Source organism: Mesorhizobium sp. WSM4312, assembly GCF_002294875.1.
Classification (GTDB): domain Bacteria; phylum Pseudomonadota; class Alphaproteobacteria; order Rhizobiales; family Rhizobiaceae; genus Mesorhizobium.
Genome location: NZ_NSFU01000039.1, coordinates 1 through 18,238 on the forward strand (window position 1 = coordinate 1; position 18,238 = coordinate 18,238).

An 18,238-nucleotide genomic window follows, 5' to 3' on the forward strand; every position below is an offset into this window, starting at 1 on the left:
AGGTTGCGCCATTGGCTTCATCGAGCCAGACCAGACCTTTCGTGCCAGCCGGCAAGGCGTTGAGTTCGTCCACGGATGAAACGTCGACAAGATTGAACCCGGCGGTTGCGACCTCCGAGGCCGATCCACCCGAGGCATAGTGGAGGGTTGTCATACAGATATCCTTCGTCCAATTCGGTGGTGCCCCGTGCCTGCCTATTGGAAAGGATATATTAGGGCCAAATCAAATACCGGCGCCCATTGATAGAATCGTTGATCATGGCAAGGAGAGCCTATGCGATGGGAAGGCTGCCCTGGGCCTGGTACTTGTTGATTGTTTAGGGATATTTCAGCGCGGCGACGCAGGACCAGGCTGTTCTCGCCACGGCGGCAGTGCCAGCGGATTTGTTGTGGATGCGTCAGCAAGATACATGGGCATCCTGTCTCGATTCAGCCTGCGGGTGTGCGAATCACCCACTATGCGCCGCTCACCACAAGGGCTCTTTCTATTAGCGGACGGTTGTGGCTGAGATAGGGTTCAACGAGCATGTCCAGGTGCCCGCCGACGATCGGAACTATGTTTAGGCCGGTGACGAAAGCACTCCAGCCAAGGTCGGACGGAACGCCTGTGCGCCTGCATCGGAACACGGTGGCGGTAATCGGCAATGTGGGCTTCGGTTGCGCGAGCCACTGGCCAAATGCACGCATCCGCAGGACTTCTTCAAGCTCAAGGCGCAAGATGAATCGTGTTCTGGCGAAGCGCCTCCATTGCAGCCAGTCGATGCCCCTCGCAAGCGCAGCCTCGGCGCCAAATTGGGCAAACAATTTTGCCAGAGCCCGCAAAATCATGCGATCCACCGTCACTCGATGCGTGCGGATGCGCTGGGCGGTGCGTGCGAGTCTTTCACGATAGTTGTGCTGTCCAGGCCCGATATTGGTGTCGAGGATTCCCAGGAACGTGACCGACCGACCGGCGGCAACAAGTTTGGCGGCAACCTCGAAGGCGACGCCGCCGCCAAGCGAATAACCGATCAGCTTCACATTGCCATCGGGCTGGGCCTGGCTGATCTGGTCGACAACCGCATCCACCATCCGCGGTATCGTGCCATGTCCCTTCAGCAGATCGTTCAGATCCCCGTAGCGTACGGCAACAACCCTGGCGACATTGCCCATCTCCGCACCGAAGGCCGCCAGGCTTGGACCGTAGCCTATCGATCCAGGCACAATGAACAAGACGGGTCTCGGGTCGCAAGCCTCGACAAGCGAGCTGCTTGTGTCTTGCCCTGGAGACGCTGCCCGGACGACATCGGCAAAACTCATCCCGACCGTGAACGCGTCTAGGTTGAGTTCCCGCCCCAGAGCCGTCTCCAGCTCCATGACGAATTGCAGCAATTTCAATGAATCGCCGCCGGCATCATCCCAGCGGCTGCCGGCTGCCCTTTTGCCCGGGAGAATCCTCTCCCATACGGCCGCCGCGGTGCCTTCGACATCAAGCGGGTTTGCCGCTTGCCGGGCCATGGGCGTGCTCTGGGCGTCTTGCGCGTTCAGTGCGCGATCCAGTTCCCGTAGCTTGACACGGTCGACTTTGCCGCCTTTGAGCCGCGGTATCTCGGCAACACTGTGCAGGCGCGTCGGGTGAACAGCGGGCGGCAGGGCCGTCCTGATCAGGTCGCGCAATTCAGCAATGAAGTCACTTCCGCCAAGTCTGGCCGGGACGGCAAAGGCCACCAGTTCGTTCGCGTCCGTCACCACCGCAACGGCATCATCCACCTGAGGCGCCCGGCGCAGGACGAGTTCCAGTTCGGCAGGTTCGACCCGCCTTCCGTTGATTTTGATCTGGCGTCCCTTTCGTCCGACGATCCACATCATTCCGGTGTCGTCGACCTTGACCAGATCACCGGTTGCGAAGGTGCGAAGCAGGGGGCTGCCGGCGTTCGCCTGAAGAGGGACGTTTTCCCCATCCGCCCAGTAACCAAGCGTGGTGTAGTTGCTTCTGATCAGCAACTCTCCTTCATCGCCCGGGGCGACCTCGCATGCGTTCTCATCCACGATGGCGTATTCGATGCCGGGTAGCACGAAGCCAACCGGGACCGTTGCGCCGCGTTCCTGGTAGCCCCTCGGCAGGAACCATTGCGTGCCGGTCGTTTCCGTGGACGAATAGCTGATCTGGACAAGGCAGGACTCGGGAACGCTGCCGCGCAGCCGGTCGATATCGGACCATAGAATCTTTTCTCCGCCGACCCGCACGATCCGCAAGGAAGAGAATGTGTTGGGCGCAGAACCATTCATCAACACACGCAGCAGCGCCGGCACGAGATAGACGACAGTCACCCGCCACTTCTCGAAATTGTCGCGGGCGGCGCGAATACCGGCGCTCTCTATATCCGAGAGGTACAATGTGGCGCCGCACAGCATCGGGGTCATCATCTCGCGGCATCCCGCGATCGTCGCCGGCCCGGTCAGCGGCATGAAGACGTCGTCGGGGCCGAAGTGGCAGGCATCCACATATTGCTGAACGCGTTGGAGGATCGCCCGCTGGCTGTTCACTACGCCTTTCGGCGCCCCGGTGCTACCTGACGTGTACAGAACGATTGCCGGAGCATCGACCGGCACTTCGGGCGGCAACGCCGATAGGTTGCCATCCCGCGTTGCGGCCGTGCAACTTGCCGCGTCGATCCATTCAAGCGAGGGGGCATCCGGCCAGCCTGCCGGCTTGCCCGGCCCTGGCTTGATGATCGCTGCCAGCCGCGCGCTGGTGGAAATTGCCGCGAGGCGCTGAAATGGATCCCGGGGGTTCAATGGCACGGCGGGCCTGCCGGCCCGCATGGCGGCGAGCATGGCCACCGGATACCAGAGGGTATTTCCGATCAGAATCCCGACCGCCTTGCCTGGTGGAGTTGAACCGGCAATCGCTGCCGCCAGGTTTTGGACTGCGTTGAGCAGTTCCGAAAAGCTGAGGGACGTAGAGCCGTCACTGATCGCGATCTTGGCCGGGTATTTTTCGACAACCCGCTCCAGGTGCGAGAACGCCGATTTTTCGGAGAAGTCGTCGCCCATCCGCGGGAAGAAACGGGTGGTTGGTCCGTCCATATCCAGAGGGCGGGTGGAGGCCTGTTTCCATGTGAAGCCGCCTGGAGGGCTGCTGTTGCGAGCTGTCGCAGCATCTTGATCCGTTGTCGGTCCGCCAACGGATGGCAAGGCACGTGGAAAACGGCTTTCTAAACGCGGGTACCCCGACGTCTCCAACACAGCCCCCTTGTTTTGCTGATTGGCTTTGCCGTGTCGTACGCGACCATGTCGGCCCTGGCATCGTTAGAACGAATGAGTTCCCGCTCAACTCATCGATCCGACGGCGCTTGCGCTGCATCACCGCATCGCCCAATTCCTTGCTTCATTCAAACAGACGAGGACAACGCGCAAGCCTGCTCCTAGCGTGAGGCTGGGTGTTGTGCGTACTGGGGCGATGACGCCGGACCGTGAAAACAGATCACAGGGCCAGCGGTTTTGCGCGATGGGGATTCTGCCGGCATCCAGGAGGGACAGGATGAGTCCGCATCTGGTTTGCATAGGAGGCGAGGATCACCGGCTTAGAATTCCGTTCCTTCTGGCGCTGCGTGAACGGGGCTTTCGTGTCACTGCCGTCTCGAGCGATGCCGGAGACGCCTTTTCACCTCACGGCATTCCGCATCGCCGGTTTGGGTTCGACCGCTTTGCCAGCGGCGGTGGAGAATGGGGCGCTGTCAGCGCGATCCGTAAATTGATGTCCGAACTGCGTCCGGACATTGTTCAAAGTTTCGACACCAAGCCCAACCTCCTGACGCCTCTGGCCGTGCGCGGCCAGGTTCCGGTCATTCGCACCATCAATGGGCTCGGTTGGACATTCTCATCACGGGAACCGCGGGCGCTGGCGCTGCGTCCGGTCTTTTGTGGCCTTCAGGGACTGGCGTCGCTTTGGACAGCCATGACGGTCTTTCAGAATCGTGACGATCAGGCCTTCTTCGACCGCTATCGGCTGGCGGGTCGCGGCAAAGGGCGACTGATCCGGAGTTCTGGAATCGACCCGAATGCATTCTCGACAGCAAGATACCGTGGCCCTTCGGCCGCCGCTATGCGCGAGGAGCTTGGGCTTCAATCGGCCGAAGTCGTAATCTTTGTCGGTCGGCTGACTCGCCAGAAAGGGATTCCGACCCTGATCAAGGCGGTTCCCCGCGTCCTCTCCGAGAGGCCCAATGCGCGTTTCGTGCTTGTCGGTCCGCAGGACTCTGAAGGTCCGTTCGCGGTCAGTAGGTCCGATATCGAACAATATGCTCCTTACGTCGTCGCCCTGGGGCCAAGGCGGGACGTTCCAGCTCTCCTTGGCATGGCGGATCTGTTCGCGTTTCCAACACAGTATCGCGAGGGTATTCCGCGCGTCCTGCTGGAAGCGGGTTTGTCCGGGTTGCCAATCGTCGCCTCGAGAATGCCCGGCTGCAATGACGTGGTTGAAGATGGCTGGAATGGCTATCTTGTCGCGCCGCGCGATGCCGATGGCCTGGCGTCCAGGATAATCGATCTTCTGTCCGACCGCGCCCGTGGCAAGATCATGGGCAGCCGTTCCGTCGGCCTCGTGCGGGAGCGCTTTTCGCTGTCGTGGGTCGTCGACCAGTATTGCGATCTGTACAAGACTGTCCTCGGTGGCAAATACCGCGGCAGTCTTGCTCGGCCCGCGCCCGTGATCTCGCGGGAAGAGGGTGCGCGGGCCCCCCGACTGGGTGAGGCGCGGCAATGATCCGTGATGTGATCCTGGCCTTCGGCATCGCAATGTCCTACGCGGTGCAGCTCAGCATCCCGGGGCTGCCGTTCGGCTACAGCGAACTGTCCCTCACGCTCTGGATATTGCTGTCGATCACCCGCATCCTTGCCGGTGGCCGACTCGAGGTTACGCCGGCCTTCACCAAACTCGCATGTTTCTGGGTGATCCTGACGCTTGCCCTGGGCGTGGGTTCCATCATCGGCTTTCTGACGACGACGCTGTTCCTCGATCCGTTGTTGCATGACACGATGGCGTATGTGCTGTTGGCCTGCGTTACCTGCCTGGCTGCCGCGGAACCCAACGCAGCTTCCCGTTTACGCCGCATCGCCTGGTGGATGATCGCTATCGCGAATGCGGGCTTTGTCATTCAGGTGGGGCTTGGTTTCGGCTGGATCCATCAGTCTGGCGTCCACCCCTGGTTCTGGGACCGCTTCAGCGGCTGGTCTGACAATCCGAACCAGCTTGCGCTCTACTGCGCGCTCCTCGGTCCATTGGCCCTGCATCTTGCCACAACCACCAGCAATCCATGGGGAAGATGTCTCGGGCTGTCCAGCCTGATCCTCACCTTCTATGTCGGAAGGCTGACAAAGAGCGATACCTATCTCTATACGACGATCCTGGCATGCCTGATCCTTCTTGGGCTGAGGATTCGGGCATGGCTCACTAGCGACGGCGGCAAGATCAGCCTTTCACGGCAACTAGCCCTCCTGTTCACCATTGGATTCCTTCCATTGGCGGTCTCCATCACGCCTTACGCCCTCAGCGAGGCCGCCAACGCCGAAAACTTCGCCAAGAGCCTCACCAAGGACAAGGGCGGGGAAGCAACCGCGGAAACCGCGGCACTTCGCCTCCAGCTTTGGGACGAGGCATTGGACAAGGGAGCAAGATCCGGATCGCTGGGTCTCGGACCAGGCCCGCACCTTGATCGTCCCTCCGTCGTCGATCAGCAGTTTCTGCCGCGGCCTTTCGAGGCCCATAGCACGATCCTCGATCTCTACACTCAGGGTGGCCTGATTTCGGTCCTGGCCTTGCTGTGGATCCTCGGCTCGGCCGCCTTGTCCGCCTGGGGTGCGAGACAGGACACGCTCATGGCGCTCGTGGCATCGATCGCTGTCTTCAGTGCTCCTCACCTGATCATCCGCCATCCGATCGTGTGGTTCTGTCTGACCCTCTGCCTTGTCGCCGGAACGCCGCAGGCGGTCCCCGCGATCGCTCGCCAGAGGAGATATTAGAATGTGTGGGATCGCCGGAATTCTCTTGGCGCCCGATGCAGCCAATACGAACGCGCTCAGGGCGATCGGGCCGATGATGACGGCCCTCCGTCATCGCGGGCCCGATGGCGAGGCGCTTTGGATGAGCCGTGAAGCCGGGATCGCCTTCGGGCACCGGCGTCTGGCCATCGTCGACCTGTCGGAGGCGGGTCGCCAGCCGATGCACTCCGCGAGCGGCCGGTATGTCATTACCTTCAATGGCGAAATATACAACTTTCGCGATCTGCGCCGCGAACTGGAAGGGGCGGGCCACCATTTCCGCGGCACCAGCGACACGGAAGTGATGCTGTGCGCGATCGAGAGCTGGGGCCTCGAGGCGGCACTTGCGCGCTTCGCCGGCATGTTCGCTTTCGGGCTATGGGATCTGAAGAACCGGATTCTCCACCTCGCCCGCGACCGAATGGGAAAAAAGCCGCTCTATGTCGCCTCGACACGGGAAGCGCTTGTCTTCGCCTCGGAGCTGAAGGCGATCACCTGCTTCCCGGGATTCGCCCCGGAACTCGATGTCGATGCGGCGGCGACGATGCTTTCGAAAGGGTGGGTGCCGGATGACCGTTGCATCTGGCAGGACGTGTTCAAGCTGCCACCCGGTTCAGTCCTGTCGGTGACGGCGGAGGATTTCGCCAATGCCCGTGGCGCCGGCTCGCTTGCGCATCGCATTCGCCGCTGGTGGTCGCTTGCCGATGTCGCCTGCAAGGCGCAGCGGGATCCGATCGCCGGCAGCGACGAGGACCTTACGACCGAACTCGACAGCCTGCTTCGCCTCGCCGTCAAAGAACGAATGGTTGCCGATGTGCCGCTTGGCGCCTTTCTGTCGGGTGGAATTGACAGCTCGACGGTCGTCGCCCTGATGCAGGCGCAGTCCCCGAAGCCCGTTCGCACGTTCACCATAGCGTTCGGCGAGAGCGGGTTCGACGAGGCCCCTCATGCGGCCGCGGTTGCACGGCATCTGGGCACCGATCACACGGAACTTCATCTTTCACCGGCCGCGGCGCTTGAGGTCATTCCGGACCTGCCGAGGATCTGGGACGAGCCGTTCGCCGACGAGTCGCAGATACCGACGCTGCTGGTGTCGCGCCTCGCCCGGCGACACGTCACCGTAGCTCTGTCGGGCGATGGCGGCGACGAGTGCTTCGCAGGCTATTCTCGACACTTCCTGGCAACCCGTCTCAGAAGGCAGCACGAGCTGCCATCATCAATTCGGCGGATGTTGGCGGCGGGGGCAGGATTACTGGCCCAGGCCTCCCAGAAAGACATTTTCGGCAGCCTGCCGCTTTCGGCGAACGTGCGGCACGGATTGCGCGGTGATCGGTTGAACCGCCTCGCCCACCTGTTCGCAGCGGCAAATGAGGACCAACTGCTTCAGCGGCTGACGGAATCTTCGACCAACAAACTTCTTCATCACAAACCAGCGGCATCCAATGCCGGCGCGACACAGTTCGACGACCTGCTGTCACGCCTGCTGTTCGACGACATGACCGGCTATCTCCCCGGCGACATCCTCGTGAAGCTCGATCGCGCCACCATGGCCAACAGCCTCGAGGGGCGATGCCCGATCCTGGACCATCGCGTCGTAGAATTCGCCTGGCGCCTGCCAACCGATGCCAAGGTCCGGAGTGGCAAGGGCAAATGGATACTGCGCCAGCTCCTTGATCGCTATGTGCCGCGCCGACTGGTCGATCGGCCCAAGCAGGGTTTCGACGTTCCGGTCGGAGCCTGGCTGAGAGGACCCCTGCGCGATTGGGCAGCGGATATCATCGCCACGACACGCTTGTCCGGAGACGGGGTCATCGACTGTGCGAAGGTCGACGCATGTTGGCGCGATCATCTGCATGGAAACCAGGATCATTTTCGTGACTTGTGGCCGCTGCTGATGTTCCAGGCATGGCGCAACGAAGCCATGCGGCCATCGGCGCCGGCATCGCGCCCTTCTTATGATATCGAACTGACAGGGGATTGAGATGGAAGGTTCCATAGCCAGCCGCGCCAGGCTTCCGCGTGCTACGCAGATGGCCGTCGCTACGCTCGACACCAATCCGCGGATGAGACGACCGCCGCGCGAGCCCATGCAACCGCCGTCTCCCTTCCATCAGCTCGTCGTCACCCTGGCGACGGGAAAATGGCTCTTGCTTGCCGTCGCCCTTCTGGGCGGCATACTGGCCGGCCTCGCGGGCCTTGCTCGTCCGGTGCTGTTCGAGGCGGCGACCCAGATCATCATCGATGCCCCGAGCACCGGCACTTCGAACGCTACGGCGACCGCTCAAGACTCGCTGGATTCGAGCATCGATGACCATTTGACGATGCTCTCGTCGCAAGCCCACCTGCGTCGAGTTCTGACGGCACTGCGTCAACCGCAGGCAGCCGACGCCGCCGGAAAAAGCGGCATCAGTGCCGTCCCGCCCACCGCAGGCTCGTTCGTGAGCGATCTGCTGAGCCGGGTCTGGTCGAAGGATAAGCCAGCGGTGGAAAATCCGGAGGCTGCGGATGCCGCCGCGCTGAAGACGCTGCGGAGCGGAATGAGGGTCGGACAAGAGCTGCGCTCGCGCGTCATCACAATCGGCTTCACCGATACCAGTCCGGCGCGTGCCGCGCTTGTCGCGAACACATTCGCTCAGGTGTATATCGAGGATCTCGTACAGAAACGGCGTGCATCGGATCAGCGCGAACTGGAATCGCTGGTCGCCAGCCTGCCGCAAGTACAAAGGGACCTGGTCGACGCGACCGATCGGCTGGAGACGTACCGGCTGACGCATGGCGCCGTTGATCAAAGCGCGGCCAACAACGCAGCCAATGAGACAGCGGAACTTGGCCGACAGATTTTCTTGTCGAAAGCCAATCTTTCCGCCTCGGAATCGCGCCTTCGCCATATCGAGGACCTGCGAAAGGCGGGCGCCCCTGTATCGGCCATCGCTGAGGAAATCGGATCGCCTGTGTTGGCCGACCTCGTGGCACGTCAGTCGGGTGCCGCTGCGGACGGCGATCTGGGCACTGCGATCAACCGTGAGATAGAGCAGGGCATCGCGCGCATCGCCGCCGAGGCAAACGTCTACCGCGCCCAGGTTACGGCTCTCGAGGATCGCAAGAGGGTGCTCGACGCGGCCGTGGCCGACACTGCGAGCCAGCTTTCCGGCTTGCGTGCCCTTGAGCCGCAGGTCACCATCGTGACACAGCACTACAACGAGCTCCTTAGCCGGCAGCAGGACTTGATTCGGCGCATCGCCGCTCCCTCGCCAGGTGTAGCGGTCCTGTCGACGGCATGGCCGCCGTCAAATCCCAGCACCCTGTCGAGAATTTTCCTGATTCCACCCGGCATGATCGTATTTGGTCTGATGGCGGCAGTTTTCGTCCTGGTCCGTAACATGTTCAACCAGACCTTGCGCAGCGAAGCTGAAGCCGAAGCCGAGCTTGGGGTCCCGTGCGTAGGACTGCTTCCTAAGGTTTCGGGACTCCACGCCAGACAACTGCGGCATCTGGTTCTGGGCCAGCAGAACTCGCCGTTCAGTCGCGCGGCGACATCCCTTCTGGTCACTGCGGCGCCAACTCAGGGAAGGGGGCAACCGCCGCACATCGTCCTCGTGACGTCCAGCATCCTGGACGATGGCAAGACAGAGTTGGCGTGGAGCCTGGCGCTAGCGGCAACGCGATTGGGAGGAAGGGTGCTTTTCCTCGACCTCGACCGCAAGGACGCGCGCCTCACGAACGAGTTTCGTGGCGAATTCGGCACCATCAAGGCTCACAACTCCTTTGGGGACTATGTGAGTGAACGCTGCGTGCTCCAGGATGCGATCACGAGAATGCCAGAAATCGGCATCGATCTGATGGCCGCTCCAGCACCTTCGGATGATCTGCTGACGCTTCTGTCCACGGTCGACAAATCCCAGTTCACCGAAGAACTGCTCTCGGTCTACGACGTTGTCATCATCAACGGGCCGCTGGGACTCGGGGGTCCCGAAACCAGGCTCCTGAAGCGCTGGGCCGATGCAGTGCTTTTTGCCGTTCGCTGGGCCAAGACGAGGCGCGGCATCGCCCGTGGCGTTCTGGAGTCGCTCCGTGCCGGTGGATCCGCCACCGTTCCGGTCGGGAGTGTGCTCACCCAAGTGAATTTAAAGAGGTACGCCGGCTCCAGGCTCGAGGACAACGCCGACCTGCTGTTGGAGAGGGTTTGATGAGGACCGTCGTCTGCGTTCTTCAAAAAAAAATGCCACAGGGAACCAACTGCGTTCCAACAATCGGGCCTGCCCCAGAATGATCATTGAATTTTTCGGACCGCCAGGATCCGGCAAAACAACATTTGCGCATGCGCTCGCCCAGCAGTTGCGCGGGAAAGGCTATCGCGCCAAGGTCGCTCTCAGCTATCAGCCCAGCACCAGGGCCGGAAGCTTCGACCTTGGGATCGTTCTGTTCGTTTCCAGAATAGCATCGGCGATATTCTCGACTGCGGGAATATTTCTATCCTCGATCGGGCGACTGGACGATATTTCAAGTTCGGTGTCGATGGTGAAGTTGATACCGCCGAAGAAACGAATATGGCGCGCCCGGATCTGGCGATATATCTTGCACCTTTCGCGTTGCTGGAGCGCCGCGAAGCAATCGCCCGAAATTGTCATATTCGATCAAGGATACGTTCAAGCGATTGGATCGCTGGCGATGTTCAATGGGGGCACCGACCGCGAAGCGCTCGAAAAGGCACTCAGTCTCGCGCCGCCGGCCGATCTCACCATCAGGCTGGTGGTGCCATCTGCGGTCGTGGAGAGTCGCCTCCGACATCGGATGGAGCACGAGCCGCCGGCGGAGCGGATTTTCGAGGCCGACTTGGACGTGAATATGAGCGCCTTTGGCGTGTTCGAATCGATAAACGATCTTCTCGCGATTTCTGGCCGAAGTGTCGTTTCCGTCGAGAACGCCGACAGTCAATCTGGGCTCAAAAGTATTTGTAAGGTCGAGAAGCAAATCATTTCCGCGCTTTCACGGATGGATAAAGGATTCGCAAATCGAAACCAAAAAGAAAGCGCACCACTTGCGCATGCTGCGGCAATCGATAGTCGCGTGTCTCGAAAGTCTCCGGGTCATCCCGCCGGTGCTCTTCCAATAGCCACACCCCGGCGAAATAAGGACGTCGGCTCGCGGCTCGCGAGGGCGAGCGTCTTCGCCCTCTTGATCTACATCGGAGGTGCCGGGTTGACCAGCCTTGCACAGCTGGCCATTGCGCGCCTCATCGGGCCTCACGACTACGGGATCTATGCCTACGTTCTGGCCTGGACCTCCGTGCTCGCCTATCTGGCAACGCTTGGTTTCAATGTGTCCCTGCTGCGTTTTGTGCCCGCCTATAGAGCCAACGGCAGGCTTGATCTGGCGCGGGGGGTGATAAAATTCGCCCTGCGGAGATCGCTGCTCGCGGCGACACTGTTCGGGATGGCGGGTGCTGCCTTGGTCCTCTTCTTTTCAGAGCAGGCGCAACCGGATCATACGCAGAGAGGGCTTGAGATAAGCACCATGCTTGGCATGGCGGCCGTACCCTTGATTACCGCTTATGCCATTGGCGCTACGCTTGTGCGTGCTTTCGGCGGCGTCGTTTCGGCATTGTTGCCGGAGCGCATCGTGCGAGACGGGCTGCTGCTGGTATTGGTGGCGATCATGGCCGAGTCCGGATTGTGGGTGGTGCACGCCCCGCAGGTGATGCTGGCGGTGCTGACAAGTTCCGCCATCACTGTTGGGCTGGTGTTCATCACCGCCAGGAAGTTTGAACCACCTGGCCTGCGGCAGGTTCAGCCCGCTTACGACCCGAGGGGATGGTGGCTTGCCGTCCCGCCGCTCATGCTCATCACCGGCCTCGATGTCTTCGTCAGTCGTGCCGGCGTGCTGGTGTTGGGCTGGACCGATCATATCCGTGAGGCCGGTATTTTCGCCCTGGCGTTGAACGTGGCGATGCTTGTGGGGCTTTCCCGCATCGCTGTCGCTACCATGTTTTCGCCAACAGCGGCCGATCTGCACGCCAGAGGCGATCATAAAGGCCTGCAGCAGCTGTTCGCGCGGGCCACCTTGCTGTCTGCGGGCGGCGCCATCGCGGTGGCCGTCCCAATGATGATGATCGCCGAGCCGTTCTTGAGCTTCTTCGGGGAGGGCTTTGCTGCGGGAGCGCCAATCGCGCGGGTGCTCATTTTGGGCTATGTTTTCGTTGCACTGTGCGGGCCTCAGCAGAATCTGCTGGCGATGACCGGAAACGAATGGGCCGCGGCAACGACCATGATCGCCGGTGCGGCCGCCAACATCATAGCCTGTGCCGTGGGCGTCGAGATATACGGCCCAATTGGCGCGGCTGTCGGTGTCGCGCTTGCCCTGGCCATCTGGAACGTTGCCATGGCCGTCTATATCGGCAAGCGACTGAAGATCCTGCCTGGCTTGGTGTCTGCCCTGCTTTCGATCAGGCCAAGCGCGATTGGCGGCCAACAATGGAACTGGTTATTGAAGGCCGGCAAATGAGGTGGCCTATCCATCGATGATGTCCCTCACGACGGCGCCGGCGTATCGATCGGCCTGCGACCGCTAGCCCTGTGCCTGCAACATGGTTGAAGGAGCAGGTCAGCGGCGGCCTGGCCCCAAAGACGCATCGATGGTCTCCCGCCCCCCGACACCATCGCGCCCGCCGCCGACGCGGCCTTTGCATCCTGTGGTCCGTATGCGTCATTTGAAGGAGTGTTGGTGGGAGGCGCGCCGCGTCAGCCATAGGTCGGGTGACCGAACCGGCGGTGTGCCCGCCGTCCGGCCTCCCGTGGTCTCGCCCTATGCCTGAACGAACGCATGTCGTTCTCGGCCGACGGGGCTTGCATGGAAATCCCGGTACCATTCCACGAAACGTTGCACGCCGTCCTCCAGTGCCGTCGCCGGTGCGAAGCCGACAGCGCGGCGGAGGTCGCTGACGTCGGCGCGCGTTTTCAGGACGTCACCTGGAGGTAAAGGCACGTTGACGCGAAGGGCGCGGCGGCCAAGGGCAGTTTCGATGATCGCGATCAGACGGTTGATTTCTTCGGGCCGGTCATTGCCGATATTGTAGATCCGATATGGCGCCGAACTGGTGGCGGGGTCAGCCGTGCGGCTGTCCCAGTCCGGATCCGGACGAGGCGGCGCGGCGAGCACGCGAACCACCCCCTCTACGATGTCGTCGATATAGGTGAAATCTCGCCACACGCGGCCGGCATTGGCAATCTCGATCGTGCGCCCCTCGGCGATGGCATGGGTGAACGTATAGACTGCCATGTCAGGCCTGCCCCAGGGACCATAGACGGTGAAGAAGCGCAATCCTGTCACCGGCAAGCCGAACAGGTGGCTATAGGAATGCGCCATGCATTCGTTTGCGCTTTTGGTCGCGGCATAGAAGCTGAGCGGATGACTGGCGCCATGGTGCTCGGAAAACGGTATGCTTCGATTGGCGCCGTAAACGGAACTCGACGAGGCATAAACGAGATGGCTGACGCCGGCGTGCCGGCAGCCCTCCAGAACATTGAGAAACGCGACTACATTCGACTGCACATAGGCATGCGGGTCGGCGAGCGAATAACGCACCCCAGCCTGGGCGGCGAGGTGCACGAAGTGCGTTGGCTGGAAGTCGGAAAACAGCGCCTTCACCTGCGCCTGGTCCGCCAGGTCCATCCGCATGGGAGTGAACCTCGGCTCGGCACAGAGCTGCGCAAATCGCGCCTCCTTTAGCTTGACGTCGTAGTAGGGCGTAAAATTGTCGACGCCGACAACGACAAGGCCGCGCCGCAAAAGCCGCAACGCGACATGAAACCCAATGAATCCGGCGGCGCCTGTGACGACGATCGGTCCCGCGCGTGCAAGTTTCAGTACAGCACCGTCCGACCGCGTACGAGCGGTATCAGCCAGCTTGTGGACCGTCGAATTTGTTTCGACCATGGCAGGTCACTCCAATTACGAGATTCCGCGCTCCGCCCGAGTTCGATAGCGCGTCGACAGGCTGGAGATGGCACCGCGAGTTTTGCAATCTGCGCAACCGCGGCCGCAGAATTTGCAGCCGCGTTGCCATGGCAATATATCTCGGTCTGCTGAATTCGACGGGTCCTGACGCCCGCCGAAATCGCTCTTTCATGGCAGGACCGAAATGCGCCCCAGAAGAGCAACCAGTTCGGCCTGACGCCTTGTTTCGGTCTTGGCGAACAGCGAGGCAAGCTGGGAGCGGATCGTCGTGCGGCTGAGATGCCAGCTGCGAGCAATCTCCAGCGGTGCATCGCCTTGCGCCAGGCGCAATGCAAGCTGCGTTTCCGCGCTGGTCAAACCGAACATCTTTTGCAAGGTCTGAGGGTTGGCCGCCGATGTGTTCTCCCGGTCCAGCAATGCGACGATGCTTGTCCCGTCGGGTGTGACGACGCCCGCCTCATTCAGGATCACAGGCCTGTCGCCTCTGCTGCGGATCACCACCCATGAGAGTGATCCCGGCTGGAAATGGACCGGAACATTCGCGACCAGCCGCCTTAGCCCCGCGGACAGCTCGACGGCCGTGTCAGCCGCTTCGCCCTGCCGCTCAAGCGTGTCTTGCGCGGCTGTATTCCACTCGATTACTTTCCTGTCGCGGTCCAGCACAAGATAGCCGCAGCCGATGCGCTCAAGCATGCCGGTTATGGATTCCAAACTGCGTCGCTGCGGCCCGCCAGGTCTGGCGTCTGGCCGATCCGAAAGATGTATCGGACGTGCGTGACGAGTATCTTTCAATACAATGTATTGGCTGACTGCAACGGTTTCGTTGCGCCTCTCGATCAGTGTCATCGCTTCTACCCCAACCCTAGTTGCTACCGACCCAAGTAAATTTTGCGTGATTTACTTGCCTTTAAATTCCGCCTGCTGGCGGGAATGCGCTCCTTCCATTCGAATTTCGACACAACCGTAGAAATCTGCGGAAGGTTTTTCCGCAGCGTTCCTTGAATATGGCTTCCTGAAGTGCCCTGCCGATCCTGATTCTATTCGCAGGCAAAGGCATGGCAATCGGGCAGTGGTATTAGGCTGCCCCCTAGCGGCCTAGTCTCGACGAGCTAGACATAAGGTTGTAGTCTGGGCGCATGGGTTTGTATCTGCGCTGGCTCAAATCGAACGTGTCAAGCACCCCGTCGGCTCATGTGGCTTCGCTATTGGTGCTTGCAGGATCGATAATACTCGAAGCGATAAGTACGATATATGTCGGCCAGGGTGCGACGTTTATTGCGTTTATCCCCGTAATTATTGTTATCGTGTACCTCGAAGGGCGGTTGGTTGCCATCGCGGCAACGCTTCTCATGGCCGCCGCCGGCTTGTGGATGCGGCGCGTCCTCAACGCCCAACTCTCAGCTGAAGATTGGACGAGCGCTATCTTCCTTCTGGTCTCGGGTGGCCTGATCGCATCCGTGTTCCATCGCCTGCGACAGGATTTGCGCGGGGCGCTCGAGGTTGCGGAGGCGAGGCTCGCTGCCATCGATGCAGCCGAGAGCCGCTATCGTTGGGCCTTCGAGCGCGCTGCCTTGGGTTTTGCAAATGCCAATCGACGTGGCGAACTGTTGCAATCGAACAGACGTTTTTATGAGATGACCGGCTATGGAGAAAAGGAACTTGCCCAGCTGAAGCTGGAAGGACTCGTTCTTCCTGACGATCGAGATGCCGTGCGGGCCTTGTTGAAGGATCTGGATAATGGCGCCGCGTCGTCCGCTGCCGATATTCGCGTCTTGCGCAAGGACGGCAAGGCATTCTGGGCCCGTCTGGCCCTGTCCTCGTCGCGGCCTGACGAGGCATCCACCGAAAGCGTGTTCGTGGTGGTCGACGATATTTCCGAGCGACGAGCCGCACGCGAGGCCCTCCGGGCTCAGAAGGAATGGCTCGATCTCGCTCTGTCTGCCGGACGCCTGGGCACGTGGCGGATAGATATCAAGGAGGGGACAGTCGCGGGCTCCGGCAAGTTCTGGGACATTCTCGGCCTGCCCTCCAAGCCCGTGCGCCCCTTGGAAGAACTATCGGCTGTGGTCCATCCGGCAGACTGGCCGAAATTGGCTGCCTCGGCAAAACCCTCGCAGGCAGTGAACTACGACGTCGAGATTCGTGTCCGGCGGATGGATGGGCACATACGCTGGGTTGCTCTGCGCGGACGGCAGGAAGAACATGGCGACCGCGCAATGCGCATCGGGGTGGCGGCCGATCTGACCGAACGTCGACAGACCACGCTTCTTCGCGCCGCCGTGAAGAAGCACGAGCGCATCATGCTCGAAGACCGCCATCGGTTCAGCAATTTGTTCCCGGTGATCACGGCCCTGGTAAAAATGATCAATGTTCCCGAGAACGACGTTGCCAAATACAAGGAGATGCTGATCGATCGGATCAAAACGCTGGAAGCGACGCATCTCATCCTGTCTCGTCATAAGAGCCTGTCGGGGATGCTCCACGATCTCGTGGCTCAGGAGTTGCAGCCCTTCAAGGAGACGCGGGACGTAACGGTCAGTGGTCCCTCACTCACAGTGCCAAGTGGCGTCGCAGAGAGCTTTGCGATGATCCTCCACGAACTGACGACAAACTCCGTGAAACACGGCGCGTTGGGTGACTCACAAGGCAAGGTCGGAGTTAAGTGGCAATTCGCATCCGACGGCGCAGGGGACGATCTGGTTTTCGATTGGGTGGAATCGGGAGGTCGGAAGAACTCAAACGTCGTGCGCCACGGGTTCGGGTCCATGATAATCGGCGTGGACGGCACGCCGCTTGTCGGGCATTCGCCGAAATTGGAAATATCGGAATATGGACTGCGATATTCGTTGCGGTTATCGCGGAAGGAAATTGAGCTGTAGTTCTTGCCGCTCCGAAAGCGCGCCGGTTTCTTCGGGCGCGCCCAAGTCTATCCCATGCATGCCGGCCCGAACCGCTTCCCGCTTCGGGTGGCAAACATCAGTTCACGTTTCTCGACATCCACGTTTGCAGCAAAACGGCTGCTTCAGTCCGGTTTCGCACCCCGAGCTCGCGCAGAATGGCGGCGGCATGGATTTTCGTTGTCGCTTCGGCAATGTCCAGATTGCGGGCGATCTCCTTGTTCGAGTACCCTTCCGCCATCAGCTTGAGGACGTCCCTTTGCCTCGATGTCAGTCTGCCAAGATCGCTTGAGCTCATGCGATGACGGATTGGATTTTTCGCCGAGGGGAGGGCTGCATACGCTCTCTGGTCGGCAGACGTTCGAGACAAGAGTGATGGTACATAGATCCGGCCAGCAAGGATCTCATTTACCGCCAGAACGACTTCTTCGTCTTTCTGCGATTTGACGATGTAACCGTGAAGCCCGATCGACAGAGCGGTCAGGATCTCCGAGCGGGAATCGTCCCCGGAAACGATCGCAAAACGTGTGTGAGGATACGCAGAGAGAACGTCGCTGAGCACCTCCTGGTTAACCAGCCCAGGCATGTTCAGGTCGAGGATCGCAAGATCGATGGATGCCTGCTCCTCCAGAAGATTGACCACAGCATCGAAACACGCGGCCTCGAATATTTCGGCGTTTGGAATTCCAGCCAAAAGTGCCAGCCGAAGGCCGCGACGATACAAGCCGTGATCGTCGGCGATGACGATCCGATACATTGAACTACCCCAACGCGTTGCCCGGTTCCAGACGAGAATACTCGCTGGAACCTCCCATTCCTCTGTGATGATCGGAACCGCGGTGAGTCCAAAGTCGTAGCCAACCGCTGGTCATCACATCACTGTGATGGTCGCAGCGTCCCAACCCACGCACATCACACATGGCTAATATAGTACTAATTTGTGAGAGCCGTCGTTATTTTTTTTAACCCTGGCGTCCCGTGCCTGCCTGCCGAGCGATATCGAGTGCCCGTCTCCAATGTTCGGTGTGCGGCAGGGCGCTTTGATGGCGGCACCTGCCTTCACCGAGGGTGCGCAGGACGGTCCCGGCACTTGGCGGATCGCTGCCTTTTGATCGCAGGACTCGTTCGGCTTCATTGGTCTCATGGCCAGGTCCAGATGCTTGGGTCCGTCCTTGACCTCGCGGTTATCTAATACCGGAAACGCTTTGGATCGGTACCATTCGAATGCACGACGACAGCCGCCCCGGCTGTCACATACCCTTCAAGTATGATGTTCGGATTGCCGCCGAGGGTCGAGCCGGATTTGACGGAATGCCAGGTCCGAATGAGCTCGAACACGAAATGCCCGGACACAGGCAACTGCAAAT

At 60.6% G+C, this 18,238-nt stretch carries 10 protein-coding genes; 6 read left to right on the forward strand and 4 right to left on the reverse strand.

Annotation, left to right across the window (positions count from 1 at the left end; genetic code table 11):
• Nucleotides 1–456: 456 nt before the first annotated feature.
• Nucleotides 457–3,069, reverse strand: coding sequence for an AMP-binding protein (locus CK228_RS33855; RefSeq protein ID WP_245438179.1), 2,613 nt, complete (start codon nucleotides 3,067–3,069; stop codon nucleotides 457–459).
• 454 nt (nucleotides 3,070–3,523) lie between these two features.
• Here CK228_RS33855 and CK228_RS33860 point away from each other — a divergent pair, with 454 nt between their 5' ends.
• From CK228_RS33860 to CK228_RS33880, 5 genes are all read left to right on the forward strand, one after another.
• Nucleotides 3,524–4,747, forward strand: coding sequence for a glycosyltransferase (locus tag CK228_RS33860; protein WP_095776096.1), 1,224 nt, complete (start codon nucleotides 3,524–3,526; stop codon nucleotides 4,745–4,747).
• The gene (locus CK228_RS33865) at nucleotides 4,744–6,003 is read left to right on the forward strand and encodes a polymerase (protein ID WP_095790598.1); all 1,260 of its coding nucleotides are present in this window, start codon (nucleotides 4,744–4,746) and stop codon (nucleotides 6,001–6,003) included. Before CK228_RS33860 ends, CK228_RS33865 begins: the two co-directional genes overlap by 4 nt.
• A gap of 1 nt (nucleotide 6,004) precedes the next feature.
• A complete protein-coding gene (asnB, locus tag CK228_RS33870; RefSeq protein WP_095790599.1) occupies nucleotides 6,005–8,002 on the forward strand; it encodes an asparagine synthase (glutamine-hydrolyzing) in 1,998 nt (665 codons plus the stop codon).
• 1 nt (nucleotide 8,003) lies between these two features.
• Nucleotides 8,004–10,208, forward strand: coding sequence for an exopolysaccharide transport family protein (locus CK228_RS33875; protein WP_095790600.1), 2,205 nt, complete (start codon nucleotides 8,004–8,006; stop codon nucleotides 10,206–10,208).
• A gap of 79 nt (nucleotides 10,209–10,287) precedes the next feature.
• On the forward strand, nucleotides 10,288–12,522 hold the full coding sequence (locus tag CK228_RS33880) for a polysaccharide biosynthesis C-terminal domain-containing protein (protein WP_095790601.1): 2,235 nt from the start codon (nucleotides 10,288–10,290) through the stop codon (nucleotides 12,520–12,522).
• A 300-nt stretch (nucleotides 12,523–12,822) separates the two neighbouring features.
• On the opposite strand, the gene CK228_RS33885 is transcribed toward CK228_RS33880, so the two are convergent.
• Together CK228_RS33885 and CK228_RS33890 are read right to left on the reverse strand one after the other, a co-directional pair.
• On the reverse strand, nucleotides 12,823–13,884 hold the full coding sequence (locus CK228_RS33885; RefSeq protein ID WP_095790610.1) for an NAD-dependent epimerase: 1,062 nt from the start codon (nucleotides 13,882–13,884) through the stop codon (nucleotides 12,823–12,825).
• A gap of 258 nt (nucleotides 13,885–14,142) precedes the next feature.
• Nucleotides 14,143–14,820, reverse strand: coding sequence for a helix-turn-helix transcriptional regulator (locus tag CK228_RS33890; RefSeq protein ID WP_095790602.1), 678 nt, complete (start codon nucleotides 14,818–14,820; stop codon nucleotides 14,143–14,145).
• A gap of 290 nt (nucleotides 14,821–15,110) precedes the next feature.
• On the opposite strand from CK228_RS33890, the gene CK228_RS33895 reads away from it, so the two are divergent.
• Nucleotides 15,111–16,853, forward strand: coding sequence for a PAS domain S-box protein (locus CK228_RS33895; protein WP_095790603.1), 1,743 nt, complete (start codon nucleotides 15,111–15,113; stop codon nucleotides 16,851–16,853).
• A gap of 97 nt (nucleotides 16,854–16,950) precedes the next feature.
• On the opposite strand, the gene CK228_RS33900 is transcribed toward CK228_RS33895, so the two are convergent.
• A complete protein-coding gene (locus CK228_RS33900; protein ID WP_095776089.1) occupies nucleotides 16,951–17,628 on the reverse strand; it encodes a response regulator transcription factor in 678 nt (225 codons plus the stop codon).
• Nucleotides 17,629–18,238 lie beyond the last annotated feature (610 nt).

Bases quoted from the DNA above. Each gene is read 5' to 3' on its own strand.
- CK228_RS33890 (WP_095790602.1), bottom strand. From the start codon at position 14,820: ATGACACTGATCGAGAGGCGCAACGAAACCGTTGCAGTCAGCCAATAC.
- CK228_RS33875 (WP_095790600.1), top strand. From the start codon at position 8,004: ATGGAAGGTTCCATAGCCAGCCGCGCCAGGCTTCCGCGTGCTACGCAG.
- CK228_RS33900 (WP_095776089.1), bottom strand. From the start codon at position 17,628: ATGTATCGGATCGTCATCGCCGACGATCACGGCTTGTATCGTCGCGGC.
- asnB (WP_095790599.1), top strand. From the start codon at position 6,005: ATGTGTGGGATCGCCGGAATTCTCTTGGCGCCCGATGCAGCCAATACG.
- CK228_RS33880 (WP_095790601.1), top strand. From the start codon at position 10,288: ATGATCATTGAATTTTTCGGACCGCCAGGATCCGGCAAAACAACATTT.
- CK228_RS33895 (WP_095790603.1), top strand. From the start codon at position 15,111: ATGGGTTTGTATCTGCGCTGGCTCAAATCGAACGTGTCAAGCACCCCG.
- CK228_RS33865 (WP_095790598.1), top strand. From the start codon at position 4,744: ATGATCCGTGATGTGATCCTGGCCTTCGGCATCGCAATGTCCTACGCG.
- CK228_RS33855 (WP_245438179.1), bottom strand. From the start codon at position 3,069: ATGGACGGACCAACCACCCGTTTCTTCCCGCGGATGGGCGACGACTTC.
- CK228_RS33860 (WP_095776096.1), top strand. From the start codon at position 3,524: ATGAGTCCGCATCTGGTTTGCATAGGAGGCGAGGATCACCGGCTTAGA.